Annotated in this window: 21 protein-coding genes; 10 read left to right on the top strand and 11 right to left on the bottom strand. The window is 68.4% G+C overall.

Going from position 1 to position 17,716, the window contains the following annotated elements; genetic code table 11:
- Positions 1-2: 2 nt before the first annotated feature.
- Both minC and K4L06_RS13615 read right to left on the bottom strand, forming a co-directional pair.
- Positions 3-875 carry a septum site-determining protein MinC gene (gene minC / locus K4L06_RS13610; RefSeq protein WP_221671875.1) on the bottom strand — a complete coding sequence of 291 codons (873 nt, stop codon included), beginning with the start codon at positions 873-875 and terminating at the stop codon, positions 3-5.
- A complete protein-coding gene (locus K4L06_RS13615) occupies positions 872-1,498 on the bottom strand; it encodes a GNAT family N-acetyltransferase (protein WP_221671876.1) in 627 nt (208 codons plus the stop codon). The genes minC and K4L06_RS13615 overlap by 4 nt, the downstream gene beginning before the upstream one ends.
- Before the next feature lie 143 nt (positions 1,499-1,641).
- Between K4L06_RS13615 and K4L06_RS13620 the strand changes: the two genes are divergently transcribed.
- From K4L06_RS13620 to K4L06_RS13640, 5 genes are all read left to right on the top strand, one after another.
- The gene (locus K4L06_RS13620; protein ID WP_221671877.1) at positions 1,642-2,844 is read left to right on the top strand and encodes a sensor histidine kinase; all 1,203 of its coding nucleotides are present in this window, start codon (positions 1,642-1,644) and stop codon (positions 2,842-2,844) included.
- Complete coding sequence (locus K4L06_RS13625) at positions 2,841-3,494, top strand: response regulator transcription factor (protein ID WP_064746291.1); 654 nt, start codon at positions 2,841-2,843, stop codon at positions 3,492-3,494. Before K4L06_RS13620 ends, K4L06_RS13625 begins: the two co-directional genes overlap by 4 nt.
- Positions 3,495-3,968: 474 nt before the next feature.
- A complete protein-coding gene (locus K4L06_RS13630; protein WP_221671878.1) occupies positions 3,969-5,060 on the top strand; it encodes an SRPBCC family protein in 1,092 nt (363 codons plus the stop codon).
- Between the two features lie 382 nt (positions 5,061-5,442).
- Positions 5,443-5,829, top strand: a complete 387-nt coding sequence (locus K4L06_RS13635) for a DUF423 domain-containing protein (protein WP_221671879.1) — start codon at positions 5,443-5,445, stop codon at positions 5,827-5,829.
- Entirely contained in the window at positions 5,829-6,521 is a 693-nt protein-coding gene (locus tag K4L06_RS13640; protein ID WP_221671880.1) for a DNA-3-methyladenine glycosylase 2 family protein, read from the top strand. The genes K4L06_RS13635 and K4L06_RS13640 overlap by 1 nt, the downstream gene beginning before the upstream one ends.
- 340 nt (positions 6,522-6,861) lie before the next feature.
- Here the strand turns inward: K4L06_RS13640 and K4L06_RS13645 are convergent, their stop codons facing one another.
- The 7 genes from K4L06_RS13645 to K4L06_RS13675 all read right to left on the bottom strand — a co-directional run bounded on the left by K4L06_RS13645 (position 6,862) and on the right by K4L06_RS13675 (position 12,092).
- A complete protein-coding gene (locus tag K4L06_RS13645; RefSeq protein ID WP_221671881.1) occupies positions 6,862-8,268 on the bottom strand; it encodes an FAD-binding oxidoreductase in 1,407 nt (468 codons plus the stop codon).
- Positions 8,269-8,478: 210 nt separating this feature from the next.
- Positions 8,479-9,282 (bottom strand): M15 family metallopeptidase, encoded by an 804-nt coding sequence (locus K4L06_RS13650; RefSeq protein ID WP_221671882.1) that lies wholly within the window; start codon positions 9,280-9,282, stop codon positions 8,479-8,481.
- 78 nt (positions 9,283-9,360) lie between these two features.
- Positions 9,361-9,543, bottom strand: coding sequence for a hypothetical protein (locus K4L06_RS13655; protein ID WP_064746286.1), 183 nt, complete (start codon positions 9,541-9,543; stop codon positions 9,361-9,363).
- Positions 9,540-9,725 carry an Arc family DNA binding domain-containing protein gene (locus tag K4L06_RS13660; protein ID WP_221671883.1) on the bottom strand — a complete coding sequence of 62 codons (186 nt, stop codon included), beginning with the start codon at positions 9,723-9,725 and terminating at the stop codon, positions 9,540-9,542. Before K4L06_RS13660 ends, K4L06_RS13655 begins: the two co-directional genes overlap by 4 nt.
- Positions 9,722-10,087, bottom strand: coding sequence for a hypothetical protein (locus tag K4L06_RS13665; protein WP_221671884.1), 366 nt, complete (start codon positions 10,085-10,087; stop codon positions 9,722-9,724). The genes K4L06_RS13660 and K4L06_RS13665 overlap by 4 nt, the downstream gene beginning before the upstream one ends.
- Before the next feature lie 10 nt (positions 10,088-10,097).
- A complete protein-coding gene (locus K4L06_RS13670) occupies positions 10,098-10,961 on the bottom strand; it encodes an SPFH domain-containing protein (RefSeq protein ID WP_221671885.1) in 864 nt (287 codons plus the stop codon).
- Positions 10,962-11,129: 168 nt separating this feature from the next.
- Entirely contained in the window at positions 11,130-12,092 is a 963-nt protein-coding gene (locus K4L06_RS13675) for a hypothetical protein (RefSeq protein ID WP_221671886.1), read from the bottom strand.
- A gap of 135 nt (positions 12,093-12,227) precedes the next feature.
- On the opposite strand from K4L06_RS13675, the gene purT reads away from it, so the two are divergent.
- The 3 genes from purT (at position 12,228) to K4L06_RS13690 (ending at position 14,385) form a co-directional block, all read left to right on the top strand.
- Complete coding sequence (gene purT / locus K4L06_RS13680) at positions 12,228-13,427, top strand: formate-dependent phosphoribosylglycinamide formyltransferase (RefSeq protein ID WP_221671887.1); 1,200 nt, start codon at positions 12,228-12,230, stop codon at positions 13,425-13,427.
- Between the two features lie 40 nt (positions 13,428-13,467).
- A complete protein-coding gene (locus K4L06_RS13685; RefSeq protein WP_221671888.1) occupies positions 13,468-13,875 on the top strand; it encodes a hypothetical protein in 408 nt (135 codons plus the stop codon).
- A 150-nt stretch (positions 13,876-14,025) separates the two neighbouring features.
- Positions 14,026-14,385 (top strand): ADP-ribosylation/crystallin J1, encoded by a 360-nt coding sequence (locus tag K4L06_RS13690; protein WP_221671889.1) that lies wholly within the window; start codon positions 14,026-14,028, stop codon positions 14,383-14,385.
- A gap of 36 nt (positions 14,386-14,421) precedes the next feature.
- On the opposite strand, the gene K4L06_RS13695 is transcribed toward K4L06_RS13690, so the two are convergent.
- Positions 14,422-14,583 (bottom strand): ATP-grasp domain-containing protein, encoded by a 162-nt coding sequence (locus tag K4L06_RS13695; RefSeq protein WP_221671890.1) that lies wholly within the window; start codon positions 14,581-14,583, stop codon positions 14,422-14,424.
- 188 nt (positions 14,584-14,771) lie between these two features.
- Here K4L06_RS13695 and K4L06_RS13700 point away from each other — a divergent pair, with 188 nt between their 5' ends.
- Together K4L06_RS13700 and K4L06_RS13705 are read left to right on the top strand one after the other, a co-directional pair.
- A complete protein-coding gene (locus K4L06_RS13700; protein ID WP_221671891.1) occupies positions 14,772-15,329 on the top strand; it encodes a hypothetical protein in 558 nt (185 codons plus the stop codon).
- Positions 15,330-15,417: 88 nt separating this feature from the next.
- The gene (locus K4L06_RS13705; protein WP_221671892.1) at positions 15,418-16,305 is read left to right on the top strand and encodes a hypothetical protein; all 888 of its coding nucleotides are present in this window, start codon (positions 15,418-15,420) and stop codon (positions 16,303-16,305) included.
- Between the two features lie 64 nt (positions 16,306-16,369).
- Here K4L06_RS13705 and K4L06_RS13710 read toward each other — a convergent pair whose 3' ends face one another.
- Entirely contained in the window at positions 16,370-17,599 is a 1,230-nt protein-coding gene (locus K4L06_RS13710) for an endonuclease/exonuclease/phosphatase family protein (protein ID WP_221671893.1), read from the bottom strand.
- Positions 17,600-17,716 lie beyond the last annotated feature (117 nt).

Here is a 17,716-nt window from a genome sequence, read left to right on the forward strand (position 1 = left end):
CGTCAATCGAGCGCCGCAATTCTGATTTGCTCGTCTTCCAGCCAGACCTGCACGGCCTTGCCGCGCAACTCCTTCGGGATGTCTTCAAGCACCTTGTAATGGCCCGCGATCGCGACGAGTTCGGCGTAGAACTCGCGGCAGAAGATGCGCGCCTTGTTGTTGCCCTGGGCGCCCGCCAGCGCGCGTCCGCGCAGCGGGCCGTAGATGTGGACCGAGCCGTCGGCGATGACCTCGGCGCCGGCGCCGACCGTGGTCAGCACGGTCAGGTCGCGGCCGTCGGCGTAAATCTGTTGCCCCGAGCGTACCGGGGCGGACTGGATCAGACCAACCGAAGAGGACGAGACCCCAGCCGCCGCTCCGCTACCCGAGCGCGACGCGCTGTCCGGCCCTGCGTTGTGGCCGCGCGACGCGCCGTCCGGCCCGGCCGCTCCGCCCCGCACCGGTTCCGCGGCCACCGGCCGCGCCCGCTCCGGCTCGGCCGGCCGCGCCGGTTCCGCCGCCCGCGCCGGCGCCGCCTCGGCCGCGCCGTCCGCCCGTTCGTACGAAGCGCGGAACTTGGCCAGCAGGGGCAGGCCCAGGGCCTGCGACAGGCGATCGGTCTCGCTGGTGCCGTAGGCCAGGGCGACCGGCAGCACGCCAGCCTCGCGCAGGCCGTCGATCAGGGCCCGGGCGGTGGCCGCGTCCGGGGTCTGGCTGAGGCCGCCGAAGTCGATCACCACCGCCGCGCGGCCGAACATGTTCGGCGCGCGCTGGACCCGGGAACGCATTTCCGCGACCAGGCGGTCGACGTCGAGGGTGCGGATGCGCAGGTTGGCGATGCCGACCTGGCCGATTTTGAGTTCGCCGGCCTGTTCGTAATCCACGGCCACGCTCACGGGCAGGTACCGGTGGGGCGCGGGGCGAGGGCCGCCTCGGCCTGGGCGACGCGCGCCGCCGGCACCCGCGGCCGGGTCAGCCAGTCGACCAGGGGCAGGGCGTCGCCGTAGGTTTCGCGCACCCAGGGATAGCTGCACAGCGGTTTCATCAGCATCGCCGCGCGCACGCCGGCTTCCTCCATCACGTGTTGGCCGACCTCGCGGAAGCCGAAGCTGCCGTGGAACAGCAGGGCCGGGTCGTTGCCGCCCTCCAGGAACACTTCGCAGGCCAATTGCGGATAACGCATTTCGGCATAGCTCTGCGCATCGGCGTAGAACGCGCGGCCGACGCCGCCGCCGCGGCGGCGGCTGGCGACCACGATGCGGTCGATATAGAAGAAATCCGGGTAGCGCTGGTGGAACCAGCGGAAATTGCTGCTGTCGTGGGCGCTGTCGGCGCCCATGCCGATCAGGAAGCCGGCCAGGCTGCCGTCGCGTTCGGCGACGCGGAAATATTCGGCGGTATCGAAAAAGTGACGCAGACGGGCCGCATCCAGCGGCAGGATCGCGGGTCCGGCGGCATTGTTGAGGGCAAGGACGGAATCCAGCTCGTGCTCGCGCACGTCGCGGACGACGATCGACATTCCAGGCTCCAGGTATTCGAAAACCGGCAACGCGTTCCGTGCCGGCGCGCCCGATTATCGCATGGCCCCGGCCCCGCGGCGAACGCCAAATGCATGACTTTCGGATGGCTGTGTTAGGCCCCGCGTACCGTTAGCATGCGTTCATGCTGGCTCGCCTGACCCATACCCGACTGCTGCGCTACGCCGGCCTGTTTACCTGGGGCCTGGTCGGCTCCTGGCTGCTGTCGATCTGGCTGGACCCGGATTTCTTCCAGCCCAGCCATGGCGAGCCGGCGTCCGGGCTGTATTTGCGGATCCTGCGCTGGGTCGCGGTTTACATGACCTTCGGCGCGGTCTACTGGTGGATCACCCGCTCCTTGGGCGAGCGCCGCATCGGCCTGCTGGACTACCTGCAGTTGCTGGTGCTGGGCGGCTGCGCGATCGGGATCAGCTACTACTCCAACAGCGGCCTGGGCAGCGTCCTGCTGATGGTCCTGGCCGGGCTGCTGCCGTGGATGGTGCCGCTGCGGATCGGCGTGGCCGGGCTGATGGTGCTCAACCTGGTGATCATCCCGGTGTTCATCGAGGCGCTGCAGATGCCGCCCTTGGTGGCCGTGCTGCAATCGCTGCTGTACACCGGCTTTTCCGGTTTCGTGTTCCTGACCGCGTTGGTCGCCAAGCAGCAGACCCAGGCGCGCGAGGACCAGCGCCGGCTCAACGCCGAATTGCGCGCGACCCGGGCCCTGCTGGCCGAAAGCGCGCGCATCAACGAGCGCACCCGGATCTCGCGCGAGCTGCACGACCTGCTCGGCCACCACCTGACCGCATTGAGCCTGAATCTGGAAGTCGCCGGACACTTGTCCGAAGGCCGGGTCAAGGAGCATGTGCAGCAGGCCCACACCCTGGCCCGGTTGCTGCTGACCGACGTGCGCGAGGCGGTCAGCCAGTTGCGCGAGAACGGCGCCATCGACCTGGCCCTGGCGCTGCGGCCGCTGGCCGAAAACGTGCCCGCGCTCGACATCCGCATGGACATCGACGAGCCGCTGACCCTGGACGACCCCGAGCGCGCCCACGTGCTGCTGCGCTGCACCCAGGAGATCATCACCAACGCCGTGCGCCACGCCGGCGCCGAGCATCTGTGGATCGACGTGCGCCGCAACGACGGCCACATCGTCATGAGCGCGCGCGACGACGGTCGCGGCGCCGATCATCTGGTCGCCGGCAACGGCTTGCGCGGGATGCGCGAGCGTCTGCAGCAATACGGCGGCCGGCTCAGCATCGAAACCCGCGCCGAAGCCGGCTTCTGCCTGCAACTGACGCTGCCCGCCACCGCGGCCGCCATGGCCCGCGAAGGAGCTTTGACATGATCCCCAACCCCATCCGCGTGTTGCTCGTCGACGACCAGACCCTGGTCCGGCAGGGCGTGCGCTCGCTGCTCGCCCTGGCCGACGGCATCGAGGTCGTGGCCGAGGCCGGCGACGGCCGCCAGGCGGTCGAGATGATCCCCACGCTGCGTCCGGACGTGGTCCTGATGGACATGCGCATGCCGGTGATGTCCGGCCTGGAGGCGCTGCAGGCGCTGGCGCGCTCGGGCTACCTGCCGCCGACCATCATCCTGACCACCTTCGACGACGACCAACTGGTGCTGGCCGGGCTCAAGGCCGGGGCCAAGGGCTATCTGCTCAAGGACGTCTCGCTGGAGCAACTGGTCGGGGCGATCCAGACCGTGGCCGAGGGCGGTTCGCTGGTCCAGCCGGCGGTGACCCAGCGCCTGCTGTCGGGCCTGGAGCACATGCGCAACGATTTCGTCAGCCTGGACCGGCCGGACCCGCTGACCGAGCGCGAGACCGAGATCCTGCGCCTGATGGCCGGCGGCTTTTCCAACAAGGAAATCGCCAATTCGCTGGGCGTGGCCGAGGGCACGATCAAGAACCACGTGTCCAACATCCTGTCCAAGCTCGGCGTGCGCGACCGCACCCGGGCGGTGCTCAAGGCCTTCGAGCTGCAGTTGGTCTGAACCCGGAGCGTCCCGGCGCGCCCCGGCACCGCGCGCCGGGCCCGCGCGAGCGCGCGGTGGGCGGCGGCGTCTGTCGCCGGATTCCGCGCCCGCGGCGTGCAGGCGAGGGCCGGGGGACCGACGCCGGCGGGGCCGGAACGGCCGGCCGCGGCCCCGCGCCGGACATCGGCGCGTTTCGCCGGCCGCTGCGACTGCGGCGCCCGGACCGGGCACCGACCATCGCCGCCTTGCGGACTTGTCCGGATTTGTGCATCGGTGCCGCCGGCCTTGCGGCATACCTCGGCGAATGTGCCGCAGCAGCCGCAAAAACCCCGGGTTTTCAGCGGTTTTTCTTCGTCGCCGCAGTGTGCGGGGCGCTCGCTCGGGCAGGGGCGGAGATTCTTGCTTGTGACGGGTGCCACTGCCGGGATTTATCTTGCTACGATTGTGGGTCTGCGCCCCGGCCCGACCCGGGCCCGGCCCTGGAGAACCTGAATGACCCGTCTTATCGAGATTCTGATTTCGCTGGCGATCGTCGCCGTGCTGTTCCTGGTAGTCGGCGTGGTTCTGCCGTCGAGCCGTCACCTGTCGCACTCGGTTGAGACCAACCGCAAGCTCACCATCGTCTTCGACACCTTGAACAGCATGCGCCGTTTCAAGGATTGGAACCCGCTGGTGCTGCGCGATCCCAACATGGAAGTGAAGCTGGTCGGCAAGGATGAGGGCGTGGGCGCCCGCCTGGAGTACTCGTCCAAGGAGCGCGGCCTGGGCAAGGGCAGCTGGGAAATCGTCAAGAGCGAAGCGGGCAAGCTGGTCGGGTTCAAGATCAGCAATCCGGAACCGGGCGAGAACAAGCGCACGCAGTTCAGCCTGCGTCCGACCGGCAAGAACAACCGCAACGTCGAGATCACCCAGACCTACGACGTCGACTACGGCTGGAACCTGCTCGGCCGCTACTCCGGCCTGTACGTCAGCAGCAACGTCGGCGAAGACATGAAGATGGGCCTGGCCCGCCTGAGCAACCTGCTCGCGACCGTGCCCAACTACGACTACGCCAAGCTGTCGGAAACCGATCCGAACAACGCGCCGAAGATCGTCGACCGCCCGGCCGAGAACGTGCTGACCGTGACCGCCGCGGTCGAGCGCAACAACGACAAGATCAAGGCCCAGATCCAGGGCAACATGGAGTGGATCAAGAAGGTCATCGCCGCCAACGGCCTGGAAGCGGTCGGGCCGGTCCGCATCGTGACCAACGAGTTCGGCACCGAAACCTACTCCTTCGACGTGGCCCAGGTCGTGCGCAAGATCGGCGACACCAGCCCGGAAGCGGCCAAGCTCGACGTCAAGGTCGACGGCGCCGGCAATCCGGTGAAGGCCGAGTACTGGCCGGCGACCAAGGTCGTCGTCGCCACCAGCGGCGGCCACAACATCGCCGGCCTGCCGCCGGTGCGCGACGCGGTCCGCGCCTGGGCGCTGACCCGCGGCTACACCACCACCGAACGTCCGTACGAAGCCTGGAAGGCCGGCATCGACGCCAGCTTCGACCCGGCCCTGGGCCAGTTCGACGTTTACTGGCCGGTCAAGTAAGCCGGCCCGGCCCGCGCTCCGCGCGCGGGCCGCACGCGACACCCGAGAACGCGCCGCGCAAGCGGCGCGTTTTCTTTTGCCTGAGCGGGCCCGATGCCCGCCTGTAGGAGCGGCGTCCCACCGGGATTTCCTTCGGTCATGAGCCGCGACCGCCGAAGCGGTGGACGCAAGCGCAACCACTGAAGCCAAGATGCATCGACGCCAGAGAGCTCGAGTGCTTCGGGTGCCGCATGCAAGCCGCTTCGGCGGTCGCGGCTTATGGCTGGAAATCCCTGCGGGACGCCGCTCCCGCACCAGCGACGGGCGCCGCTACACGAACCGCAACATGCGCACAGCAGCGGCTGCTATCGTGATCGCCCGACGACCCGCGCAGCCCGAACGCATGAACGCTTCCGCCGTTCCGCCCGAATCGCTCGCCCTGCCGCTGCGCGCGCGTGCGCTGGCCGCCGCCGGCGCCGTGCTCGCCGCGCTGGCGGTAGCCTTGTCCGCCTATGCCGCGCATGTCGCCGATCCGGCTGCGCAGTCGCGCCTGCAGATGGCGGCGGTGTTCGCCTTCGGCCACGGCGTCGCCCTGGCCGCGCTGGCGCCGCGCGCGCGACGCCGGCTCGGGCAATGCGCGCTGGCCGGCCTGCTGCTCGGCGTGCTGATGTTCGCCGGCGGTCTGACGATGGCGTATTTCGCCGGCACCTCGACCCGCCTGCTGCCTTATGGCGGCAGCCTGATGATCCTGGCGTGGCTGGTCTACGCCGCCGACGCGGTGCGGCGCTGATGCCGCGCCAGACCCGCGGTTACGACACCGAAGCGGCGCACGCCTGGTTGAGCAAGCGCGACCGCAAGCTCGGCGCCTGGATGCGCAAACTCGACCGCCAGCGCCCAGGGCCGATGCCGGCCGACCCGCGCTGGCGCCAGCGTTTCGACCCGGTCGATGCGCTGGCGCGCGCGATCTTGTTCCAGCAGCTCAGCGGCAAGGCCGCCTCGACGATCGTCGGCCGGGTCGAAACCGCGATCGGCAGCGACCGCCTGCACTACGACACCCTCGGCCGCTGCGACGACGCGGCGCTGCGCGCCTGCGGCGTGTCGGCGAACAAACTGCTGGCGCTGCGCGACCTGGCCGCACGCGAGGCGCGCGGCGAGATTCCCGATTTGCGGCGCATGGCGACGATGAGCGACGACGCCCTGGTCGAAGCCTTGGTGCCGATCCGCGGCATCGGCCGCTGGACCGTGGAGATGATGCTGATCTTCCGCCTGGGCCGCGCCGACGTCCTGCCGGTCGACGACCTGGGCGTGCGCAAGGGCGCCCAGCGCGTGCATGGCCTGGACGCCATGCCGGCGCCCAAGGCCCTGGCCGAACTCGGCGAGCGCTGGGGCCCTTACCGCAGCTACGCCAGCCTGTACTTGTGGCGCATCGCCGACTTCGCCGACGGCGCGGCCAAGCCGGCGACCAACCGTTCGCAGGATTGAGCCCCTCCGATCCTGCGTGGCATGCCGCTGTAGGAGCGGCGTAAGCCGCGACCGCGATACAACAGGTCGCTGCGCGGCCACGGCTGGTTCGATGTCGCGACTTGCGTCGCTCCTACCCCCGCGATGGGGTCGCGGCTCGATCGTTGGTGGGGTGGCGGGGCATATCGCGTTCCGGCCATAAGCCGCGGAGCGGACGCGCACAGAAAGCAAAGCCGTCGACATTCATCGAAGACGAAGGGCTATCGCCTGCTCTTGGGGCGGCCGCATTCCCTGGGGTATCTATCCTGTGCTGGCCCTGCGGTTTGTCGGGAGGCTGTGTGTGCGGCCGGTCCGGGACGTACTACTCGGGAAGATACTTGTCCCACAGCCGGTTGCGGAATCGCCGCTGCGGATCGATCCCTTGCTTCAGCTCGGCGAATCGCTCCGCGCCGGGATATCCGCGTCTGAACTGCTGTCGAGTGGCGTGCAGCCGATAGGGCAGGTAGTGGCGGCCGCCGTGATCGAGAGCCAGGTCGATAAGGCGTCGAGTCCATTGCCCGGCGACCGCGTCGGCGCGTTCGCCGCTGCGTTGCTTGTGATACAGAACGAAAGAGAACACCGGTTGCGGCGACCAGCTCAGAAGCGATTCGCGGTCGGCTGGAGCATGTCGGATAGAAACGTTGAGCGCATGCACTTCGTTGTCGCGCAGGATCTTGGCCATGGCCCGGGAGAAATCGACGAAAGCCGGCGCCGGCACGAAGTACTCTTGCAGCAGGTAGGTCGAAAGTCGTCGAGTGGCCGGCTCGAGTTCGGCGATGTCCAGGCTTGCTTCGCGATTGCGCCATAGCACCTCGCGCTGGTGCAGCATGGCTTCGACCGAGTAGCGATCGCGCAACCACGGCCCGAACGGCATTTCGGACACGCTCCAGATCAACTTGCGTTCGCGGCGGTAGTCCGCGGCGCGAGGCGTGAGTCGTTCGGCGAGCGTCGGTGCCTCGTCGGTGCGATTCCAGGTTACCGCCACCGGCGCATCGAAGCGCGGCGGCAGCAAGTCCGCGTTGTGCAGCACGCTTGCCGGATCGGCCAGCACTCGCTGTGCGAACCATTGGGGATAGTCTTCCAGCGGTACCCGTTCGACCCGACGTTCCAGACGTACGTTGTCGGTCAGGTCGAACTCTGCTTCTGTTATCACTCCCAGCCCGCCATAACCGCCAATCGCCGCGCGCAACAGTTCCGGCTCACGATGACGGTCGAGTTCGCGCACGCGGCCTTCGGCGTCGACCAGTTGTAACGCCCTCAGGCTATGGATCAGCGCACCCTTGCCGACGTAGCGACCATGGCAATTGACCGAAAGCGAGCCGCCGATGCTGAAACTGGCGTAGCTTTGCATGATCGATACCGACAGGCCCAGCGGGTCGATCAAGTCTTGCAGGTCGCGCCAGAGCATGCCGGCCTGCACGCGTGCGGTGCGGCGTTCGACGTCGATGGCGACCGGCCGATTCATGCCGCGCATGTCCAGATGCAGCGAACCGTCGCAGGCGATTTGTCCGCCCATGCTGCAACGCGCGCCGCCGACGGAGACTGCGCCGCGACTCGACCTCAGCGCGGCCGAGACCTGAGCGACGCTGACGGGGCGCGATACTTGTCCGGCGCGGACGTAGTCGATTCCGGAGATGTCGCGCAGCCAGCGCGGGTCGCTATCGATTCCCCCGTCGCGCTGGCAGCCTGCGATGCTGGCGGCCGCAATCGCCGCTGCCGTCTGAAGCATGCGGCGGCGTCCAGGGTCGGCGCAGGTGTCGTGGCGCCGTGAAGGCGAAGGGCCGCTTGCGTCCATGCTCGTCCTTTAACAGATACGGAGGCGATCATTCGCCGTCGAGCGCGACAATACGTCCATGCAGCTAAACCGGCGGCAAACGTTACAAAGCCGGCCCGCCAGTACTGGCCCGACGGCGCGCAGCGGTGGCTCGGACGCGTATCCTCAACCCAGCGCGCAGCGCCAATGCCAAGGCTCGTACACGATCCCGTGCGGGTTGTCGCGCGGGTAGCTCATGAGGTAGCCGTAGCCGCCGGCGTGTTCGCGCAGCCAGGCGAAGGCGGGGGTGGTTTCGAAGGATTCTTCGGCCGGCGCTTCGCCCGAGGTGCCGATGTCCAGGGCCAGGCCGCTGTGGTGCTCGCTGTAGCCGGGGGCGGCGTTGACGCTGAGGATCTGCTCGACGCTCTGGCCGCGGGCGAGTTTGCGTTCGAAGATGCCGAGTTGGTAGTCGTGGCTGCGGTAGCCGGAGATCGCGTCGAGCACGATGCCGTCGCCCAGGGCGGCCGCGCGCAGGTGGGTCCAGGCGCGCGCGGCGGCGGGGTGCAGCCACAGCGGGCGGCCGAAGCGGTCGCGGCCGGCGTAGCCGAGGCGGTCGGGCTCGGCGACCAGGTCCAGGCCGGTGCGGGCCTGGTAGCCGTTGCAGTCCAGGCCCAGCGCCTCGAGCCGATGTTCGATCCGGTCCAGCGGCAAGTCGTGGATCTGCAGCAGGCCTTCGCGGCGGTACTCGGTGGCGCGTTCCAGCGCATCCAGGGCGGCGTCCAGGCCGGGCTCGCGGTTCAGCCGCGGTACCAGCGGCAGCAGGCCTTCGGCGAGGTCGGCGGCGAGGAAGCGGCCGTCGCGCTTGCGCCGCAGCAGGTGCCGCGCGCGCGCCAGGGCGCGGGCGTCGTGGTTGCTGCGCGCGCGCAGCAGGCCGCCCGGCCAGAGTTCGATCTCCGGCGTGTTGATCAGCAAGTGGGCGGGGCCGCGCATCGGCTCAGGTTAGCCCGCGCGCCGCGGCGGCGCCATCGCGGTAGATGCGGCGGGCATGCGCGACGCAGCGCATCGCGCTCAGGCCGGGCGCTTGAAGTACAGGCGGGTGCCGAGAATGGCGGGGTCGTGTTCGACCGCGACCAGTTCCCAGCCTTGCGCGCCGCGCGCGTCGAGCTCGTCCTGGATGCGTTGGCGGGTCGGCGCTTCGAACAACTGGTAGGTGATCTCGGTGACGTGGTGGGTCCACTTCGGGGCGGTCATGGCTCGTTCTCGGCGGGCGGGGGCTCCGGCTGCCGCGGCAGCCGTCCGTTGCGACGCAGGGCGTCGCGCAGGACATATTCGATCTGAGCGTTGAGCGAACGCAACTCGTCGTCGGCCCAGCGCTGCGCCGCGGCGAGCACGTCGGCGCTGATCCGTAGCGGATAGGCCTTCTTGTCGCTCACCGCGGCCGCTTCCGTTGGCCGTCGTCGGGGTCGCGGTAGCTGCGCCGCGCCGCCGCGACCGCGCGGATCAGCAGCACGGCCAGGCCGTTGACCGCGACCAGCAGGGCGAAGGTGACGCCGGTGACGCGGCCGTTGTCGCCGTTCGCCCAGTAGTAGCCCAGCGCCGCGAACAGCATCGCCATCGCGGTCAGCGCCAGCAGGCGCGCGATCCGCGCCGCGACCGCGTCGGGGTCGCGCAGCCGTTGCGCATCCAGGCCGTTGACCAGATGCAGATTGCCGCGCGCGACCAGCACCGCGCAGACCAGGATCGGCATCGAGGTGATCACCATCGCTGCGGGCAGGATGAAGTCGTCCAGATCCATCGCCGGGCCCTCAGTACAAGGTGCCGGCGTTGACGATCGGCTGGGTGCTGCGGTCGCCGCACAGCACCACCAGCAGGTTGCTGACCATCTGCGCCTTGCGCTCTTCGTCCAGGTGCACCACGCCGTTCTTCTGCAGTTCGGCCAGGGCCATCTCGACCATGCCGACCGCGCCGGCGACGATCCGGGTGCGCGCCGCGATCACCGCGTTGGCCTGCTGGCGCTGCAGCATGGCGTGGGCGATTTCCGGCGCGTAGGCGAGGTGGCTGATGCGCGCGTCGATCACGTTGACGCCGGCGTCGGCCAGGCGTTCCTGCAGCTCCTGCTTGAGGTGCTGGGAGATCTCGGCGGCGTGGCTGCGCAGCGACAACTGGCCGTCCTCGTGCTGGTCGTAGGGATAGCTGGTGGCCATCGCCCGCAGCGCCGACTCGGACTGGATGTGGACGAAGGTTTCGTAGTCGTCGACGTTGTAGACCGCTTCGGCCGAATCGACCACTTGCCAGACGATCACCGAGGCGATCTCGATCGGGCTGCCGTCGAGTTCGTTGACCTTGAGCTTGCCGCTCTCGAAGTTGCGCACGCGCTGGCTGACCTTGCGCTTGGAGTACAGCGGGTTGTTCCAGCGCAGGCCGTTGTCCTTGACCGTGCCGACGTACTTGCCGAACAGGCTCAGCACCGCGGCCTGGTTGGGTTCGACCATGTACAGGCCGGTCAGGCCGAACACCGCCGCCAGGCCGATCAGGGCCGCGACGACCAGCAGCACGGGCTGGCCGTTGTGGGCGCCGGCCAGGAAGCCGTAGACGGCCACCAGCAGTACGACGAGCAGGCCCAGCAGGGTCGGGATGCCGGGCAGGGATTGAGTGGGGTTTTCCTTCATGGCGGCGTCTCGTCCGTTGGGCTGGATGTATTGATATCAAATTGATATCAGATTGCCCAGGGCCGCTCGTCGGAGGGCGCGGCCCCGCTCCGACACGCGGACGCCCGGAGCCGGTTCGGTCTGGAGAGCAGGCGATGCGACGTCCGGCCGCGACGCGGCGCGAAGCGCTCAGGGCACGATGCGGTACAGCGGCGCCGGAATGAATTCGCCGGTGGCGTACAGGCTGCGGCCGTCGGCCGACCAGCCCAGGGCCTCGGCCTGCGGCAGCCAGGGCAGGTCGCTGACCCGCGGCTTGGCCGCGACCGCCTCGGCCCAGGTCTGGCGCGGCGCGCGCGGGTACTGCAGCAGGTAGCGGTAGGTCATGACCGCCAGGGTGCGGCCGTCGGGCGAGACGTCGGCGGCGGTGACCTGTCCCTGCAGCTTGGCCCGCGCCGGGCTGTTGCGCCGGGTCTGCTCGTCCGGTTCGGGGATGCCGGCCAGGGCGCCGAGCCGGGTCGCGGTCTGCAGCGCGTTGCCGGCCGGCATCAACGGCACGGCGAACAGCTCCGGCGGCCGGCGCTTCTTCGAAATCAGCAGCACCTGCTTGCGCTGGATGTCGACCGCGACCGCCTCGCAGTCGCGCGCCCCGTCGGGCCAGCGGAAGGCGATCGACCAGGCCGGCTTGAGGCGCGCGTTTTCGAGCTTGGCCGGTTCCTCGATCACGTGCAGCTGCAGGCTGCGGCGCAGGCCGCCGTTGTCGCCGGTGTCGGCGATCAGCAGGTAGGCGCGGCCGTCGAGTTCGAACCCGGCGATGTCTTCCCAGTCGGTCTTGGTGACGCCGTCGATGCGCAGCGTCGCCAGCCGGTCGCCGTTGGCCGAGACCGCGAACAGGCGCTCGGGATTGCCGCCGTCGTCGTGCATCCACAGCACGTCGGGGTGGCGGCGCGAGGCGGCCAGGCCGCTGATTTCGGACAATTGCGGGTCCAGCATCATCCCGGCCAATTGGCTGCTGCCGTGCGCCGGCGGCGGCGATTCGGCCGCGCAGGCGGCCAGCAGCAGCGCCGCGCACAGCGACAGCGCGCGGCGGGCGCGGGCGGGCGGCGGAGCGGAGGCGACGGCGCGCGCGGCGGGCCGAGGGCGGGGGAATCGCATGGCCACAGGATCGCATGCGCGGCGCGCGGCGCCATAGCCCATCGGGCCGAAGTCCGCGGCCTGCGGCCCGCGATTCGGGCACGGGCGCTAGACTAGCCGTCCCATCGCCCCCGCCCGCTACACGAAGGAATCCGCATGACCACGCTCGGCACGCCGCTGTCCCCGTACGCTTTCCGCGTACTCCTGCTCGGTTCGGGCGAACTGGGCAAGGAAGTGGCGATCGAACTGCAGCGCTTCGGGGTCGAAGTGATCGCCGCCGACCGCTACGCCGACGCCCCGGCGATGCAGGTCGCGCACCGCAGCCACGTGCTCGACATGCTCGATGGCCAGGCCATCCGCGCCCTGATCGCGGCCGAGCGGCCGAACCTGATCGTGCCGGAGATCGAGGCCATCCATACCCAGACCCTGGTCGAGCTGGAGCGCGAGTTCGCCGAGCGCGGCAGCGACACCCGGGTGATCCCGACCGCGCGCGCCGCGCGCCTGACCATGGACCGCGAAGGCATCCGCCGCCTGGCCGCCGAGACCCTGGGCCTGGCGACCTCGCCCTACCGTTTCGTCGACACCGCCGAGGACTACCGCGCCGCGGTCGCCGCGCTCGGCCTGCCGTGCGTGGTCAAGCCGGTGATGTCGTCCTCCGGCAAGGGCCAGAGCCTGGTGCGCAGCGAGGCCGACATCGACGCGGCCTGGGATTACGCCCAGACCGGCGGCCGCGCCGGCGCCGGCCGGGTCATCGTCGAAGGCTTCATCGACTTCGATTACGAAATCACCCTGCTGACCGTGCGCCACGCCGGCGGCGTCACTTTCTGCGCGCCGATCGGCCACCTGCAGCGCGACGGCGATTACCGCGAAAGCTGGCAGCCGCAGCCGATGAATCCGGTCGCCCTGGCGCGCGCGCAGGAAATCGCCCGCGCCATCACCGACGACCTCGGCGGTTGCGGCGTGTTCGGCGTCGAACTGTTCGTCAAGGGCGACGAGGTCTGGTTCAGCGAGGTCTCGCCGCGCCCGCACGACACCGGCCTGGTGACCCTGATCTCGCAGGACCTCAGCGAGTTCGCCCTGCATGCGCGGGCGATCCTCGGCCTGCCGATCCCGACCATCCGCGAGCACGGCCCGTCCGCGTCGTGCGCGGTGCTGGCGCAGGGCCACGGCGTGCCGGTGTTCTCCGGCGTCGACGCCGCGCTGGGCCAGATCGACACCCAGTTGCGCCTGTTCGGCAAGCCGCGGGTGGAAGGCCAACGCCGGGTCGCGGTGACTCTGGCGCTGGGCGAGGACATCGACACGGCGCGGGCCAAGGCGCGCGAGGCCGCGGCGCAGCTGCGGGTCGAGCTGCGCTGAGCGCGCGGCCGCCTCCCTTTTCACTCTCACCGGAGCGACGATGAACGAGACTCGAGGCTATGCGGTGTTCTTCTTCCCGCAGGCGCTGGAAGTGCTGGGCGACGCGATCCGGCCCTACCTGCTCGACGGGCCGGTCGGGCCGCATCTGCTGTGCCGCGAGATCGATACCGGCGGTGCGTTCACCGAAATGACCCTGGAAGGCCGCGACCCCGACGGCCGGGTGGTGTCGCTGGAGCTGATGGTGCCCGGCAGCATGGTGCGGATGATCGTGTCCGCGCACGGCGAGGGCTCGTTCGGTTTCGGCTCGCGTTTGCGCGGGGCCGCGCCAGCGGCGCCGGGCGCGGCGCAAGCCGGCGCGCCGCCATCGGGCGGCGCCGCTGCCGCGCCGGCGACGCCGGATGCGCCAGCGACTCCGAACGCGGCCGGGCAGGAAGAACCCGAGGGTTGAGCGAGCTGGGCCGCCGTGCGGGTTTCGCGTGCGGCCGTGCCGGCCGGCGTCGCGATGGCGGCGGCTTGCGCCCAGCCGCTACGCTGTATCCGGGCGCGATCGGTGTTGCGCCAAGCTGGCGCCGCTGTCCGGCGCCGATGAGGTCTTAGGATGAGTACCGCTCCCACCGTCACCCTGTATCGCCCGGTCGGCCCGGAAGAACTGGTCCTGTTGCGCGACAGCGGTTTCAAGCGCTGGCCGCCGCGCCTGCCGGAACAGCCGATCTTCTATCCGGTCACCAACGAACGCTACGCGGCCGAGATCGCCGAACGCTGGAACGTCCAGGACAGCGGCTACGGCGCGGTGACCCGTTTCGAGGTCGACGCCGCCTTCATGGCCCGTTACCCGCTGCAGAAGGTCGGCGGTGCGCACCATACCGAGTGGTGGGTGCCGGCGGAGGAACTGGAGCAGCTCAACGACCATATCGTCGGGACGATCGAGGTGATCGCGGAGTTTCATCCGGTCGAGTAAGCAAAGGCCGCTGTCCGAACGCCGGTGCCGGATGGATCAGCCGGCCTCGGCGAAATGCCGGGTTACCGCGACCACCACTTTCTCGATGTCGTGGGCGTAGAAGCCCGACGAGTTGAAGGTGTTGAACTCGATCACCTTGTAGCCCTCGTCGGTGGTCGACCGTTCAACGTGTAGCGCTTCGCAGAGAATAGTGTGCAATAGATGTCGGTTGTCCAGTCTGTGCGGATTCAGTAAATAAAGTGTGCTTATTGCGGCTCAGGTTGACGAGCGAAAAATTCTGCGAGTGTGGGCTTTACAGTATCTGTCGGTTGGTCGAAACTTGAGCCGCCACTTATGTGAGGTGGTGAACCAACATCGATGACGAAAACTCATTCAAGGACTGAATCATGAGAATCGGGCTGCTCGCTTCTGCTTGTCTTCTACTGTTGGCCTCGGCTTCTGCGGCATCGGCTGTTTATACGGATTCCAGTGTGCATGGGCGTGGGGACGCTCAAGCCAGTATCAATGCCGCCACGGCTCAGGTCAGGTCGAAAGCTGCATTGATCCAGTATGTGTCCAGCAACAGCAACTCTCCCTTGCGAAAGCTCCCGCCGCTGGTTCTGCAGAATTTCGTCGATAGTGTCGTATTCACGCCAAGAGGGGTTGGCTCCTATTCGTACCTGGGTCTTTCTTCGCACCTCAGTACTACCGAGGTTTACCAGGTGCTCGCTCTCATCGGTGCTCAGCACACCATTTCGAGCATTCCGGGCCTGAAAGTTGCTTCTCCCGCCGAGGCTTTGATTGTCCGCCCAATGAGCGATGTCTGCGAAGACCCCAATTCGCCCATGTGCCAAGTCAACGGGGGTAAGGCTAAGACGGACTATGTCTGCTCTATCGACTGGGGCACCGAATACAACTGCAACTTCAGTTTCGGCGATATCTGTGCGAGCAACTGCGGAAAGTGATTTCCATCGGTTGATTATGGGCGCTAGACAGTGGGTCTAGCGCTCTTTTATCGAGGAGCGGATGGTGTCGCGGCTAAAGATTGCGGGCGTGGCGATAGCGCTGATGATCATTGCTGTCCAGGCGTCGGCTGGGCCGCGTGAAGATTATCAATCTGTCATGTTGACGCTCAGTCGGAACTCCAGCCTGTCGACGGATGTCAAGACTGATAGGTTGAGTGAGGCATACGCCTTGCATTTTGAAGGGCTGGTGCGACGGGAGGGTATGTCGCCCGATGACCTTCAAGCGCTGTTCGACGCATCGAACATGTTGGCTAGCTACACCATGTACTTCAGGAGCGGAGAGAACTCTAACTACGTCGCAAACATGGTTTATGCGCGTGAAGTGCTTGCGTCTCTCGGCGTTCACTCTGAGCGAAACGATCAGGATCTTTATGGCGCCTTGATTGCGGCGCGGCGATTCGATGAAGCTAGGGGCCTTGCGCGAGCGAGCGTGGTTCTAGGGCGTCAGGCTCCTTTGGAGTTTGATATTGCCAGGGATTTTAGTCCGGTGCGCTCGGGCTATTTTGATCTTCCGAGCGGCGGTCGAAAATTTATACTGCGCAACTCAGCTGCAGCGGGAAGCGGTGTGCGCGTCATTGTCGTTTCAGGCTGTCATGCCGCTCGGGATGCTGCTCGTGGAATTGCCAGCGACGCTGCTCTTCGCGAAGCATTCCTGCATGCAGATGCGTTGTGGTTGGCGCCGGCGGATAGGGCTTTTGATTCGGCCGAGATTAGGCAATGGAACTTGGAGTTCCCGGATAGTCCCATTCGAATTGCTTTCAATCATGCCGCGTGGAAAGGCGTGGATTTTTCCCGGCAGCCGGCTTTTTTCTTCTTCAAGGACGGGCGCCTGGTAAGCAAGAGCGTTGGTTGGAGTCGCTCCGGGCCACCGCAGGCGCTGCTCAAAGCGTTGCGCGACACTGGGCTTATACGTTAGCGGCTCAAATCATGCGGCAGGACTACAGCGGAAGCGGCTGGCCTGCGCTCACGCATCGCCGAACTCAATCCGCCAGATCCACCCACACCAGATGATGATCGCTGGCGTCGGCGATCTTCGCCGCTTCGCTGTCGGCCTTGGGCCAGAACACGCCGCGCTCGCGCACGCTCCAGCCGCGCGAGGGCAGGACGTAGTCCAGGCGCAGGGTGCCGGCCTTGGGGCCGAAGTCGCCGGTGTGTTCGGCGGTGTCGCCCTTGCGGGCGAAGCCGTAGGCGGCGGCGCGTTCGGCCGCGCCTTCGCTGCGCGGCGCCGGGCCGGCGGCGACGCGCGGGTGGTCGAGCAATTGCTTGATCGCGCTGGGCATGCCGTCGCCGTCGGACGGGTCGGCGTTCATATCGCCGACGACGACGAAGCGGGCGCCGTCGGCGAGCCCGCCGCAGCGGCCCTGGTCGTCGCATAGCCAGGCCGGCGCGCCGCCGTCGAGGTAGCGCGCCCACAGGCCGATCTCGTCGTAGTTGCGCGCGCCGTTGCGGTCCTCGGGGCCGTCGAACACCGGCGGGGTCGGGTGCGCGGCGAGGAAGTGCAGCACGCCCAGCGGGGTCTTCACCGGCACGTCCCAGTGCGATTTCGACGACAGCCGCATCTGCGGCCACACCGCCGGCGCGTACCAGGACTTGCCGCTGGCCGGGTCGCGCGGCTGACGCGCGTTCGGCAGGTTCGCCCACTTGAAGGTCTGAAAGCTGCGCACCGCGGCGGCGTCGATCGGGTACTTCGACAGCACCAGCATGCCGTACTGGCCCGGGTGCAGGCCGTAGCCCCAGGCGTCGTTGCCGCGCGCGCGGTCGCTGCGCGCGGCGGTGCCGGACTGGCCGTCGCCGTCCAGGTCCAGGCCGCTGGGCACGCCGGTGTTGACCGGGGCCAGGTAGCGGTAGGGGTAATGCAGCGCTTCGCCGCCGCCGGGCTGGGCGACTTCGAGGTAATCGCGCTGGAACAGGTCGGCGGCGCGCTGCTGCGGGTCGTAATCGAACTCGTTGAGCAGCACCAGGTCGGGGCGCACGCGCTGCAGCACCGCGGCGATCTTGCGCGCGTTGCCGTCGCCGGCTTCGAGGCGGCGGATCAGGCCGCCGGCGCTCTCGTCGTACAGCGAGGTGTTATAGGTCGCCACCCGCAGCGCCGTGGCGGCATCGGTCTGCGAACGCAGCCAGCCTTGCGGATCGCCGTGGACGTTCACTTGGGTGCAGGCGCCGAGCATCGCCGCGGCGAGGGCGGCGCAGAAAAGGGGGAGTCGTGACATGCGCGCATGATGGCACGGTCCTTCGGCGCGGTTGATTACAGGGCCGGGCGGCTCGGCGCCGCGCGGCGCCGCAAACGACGACGCCCCGGCGGGGCCGGGGCGTCGCGGGTGGCAACG

Source organism: Lysobacter sp. BMK333-48F3, assembly GCF_019733395.1.
Classification (GTDB): domain Bacteria; phylum Pseudomonadota; class Gammaproteobacteria; order Xanthomonadales; family Xanthomonadaceae; genus Lysobacter.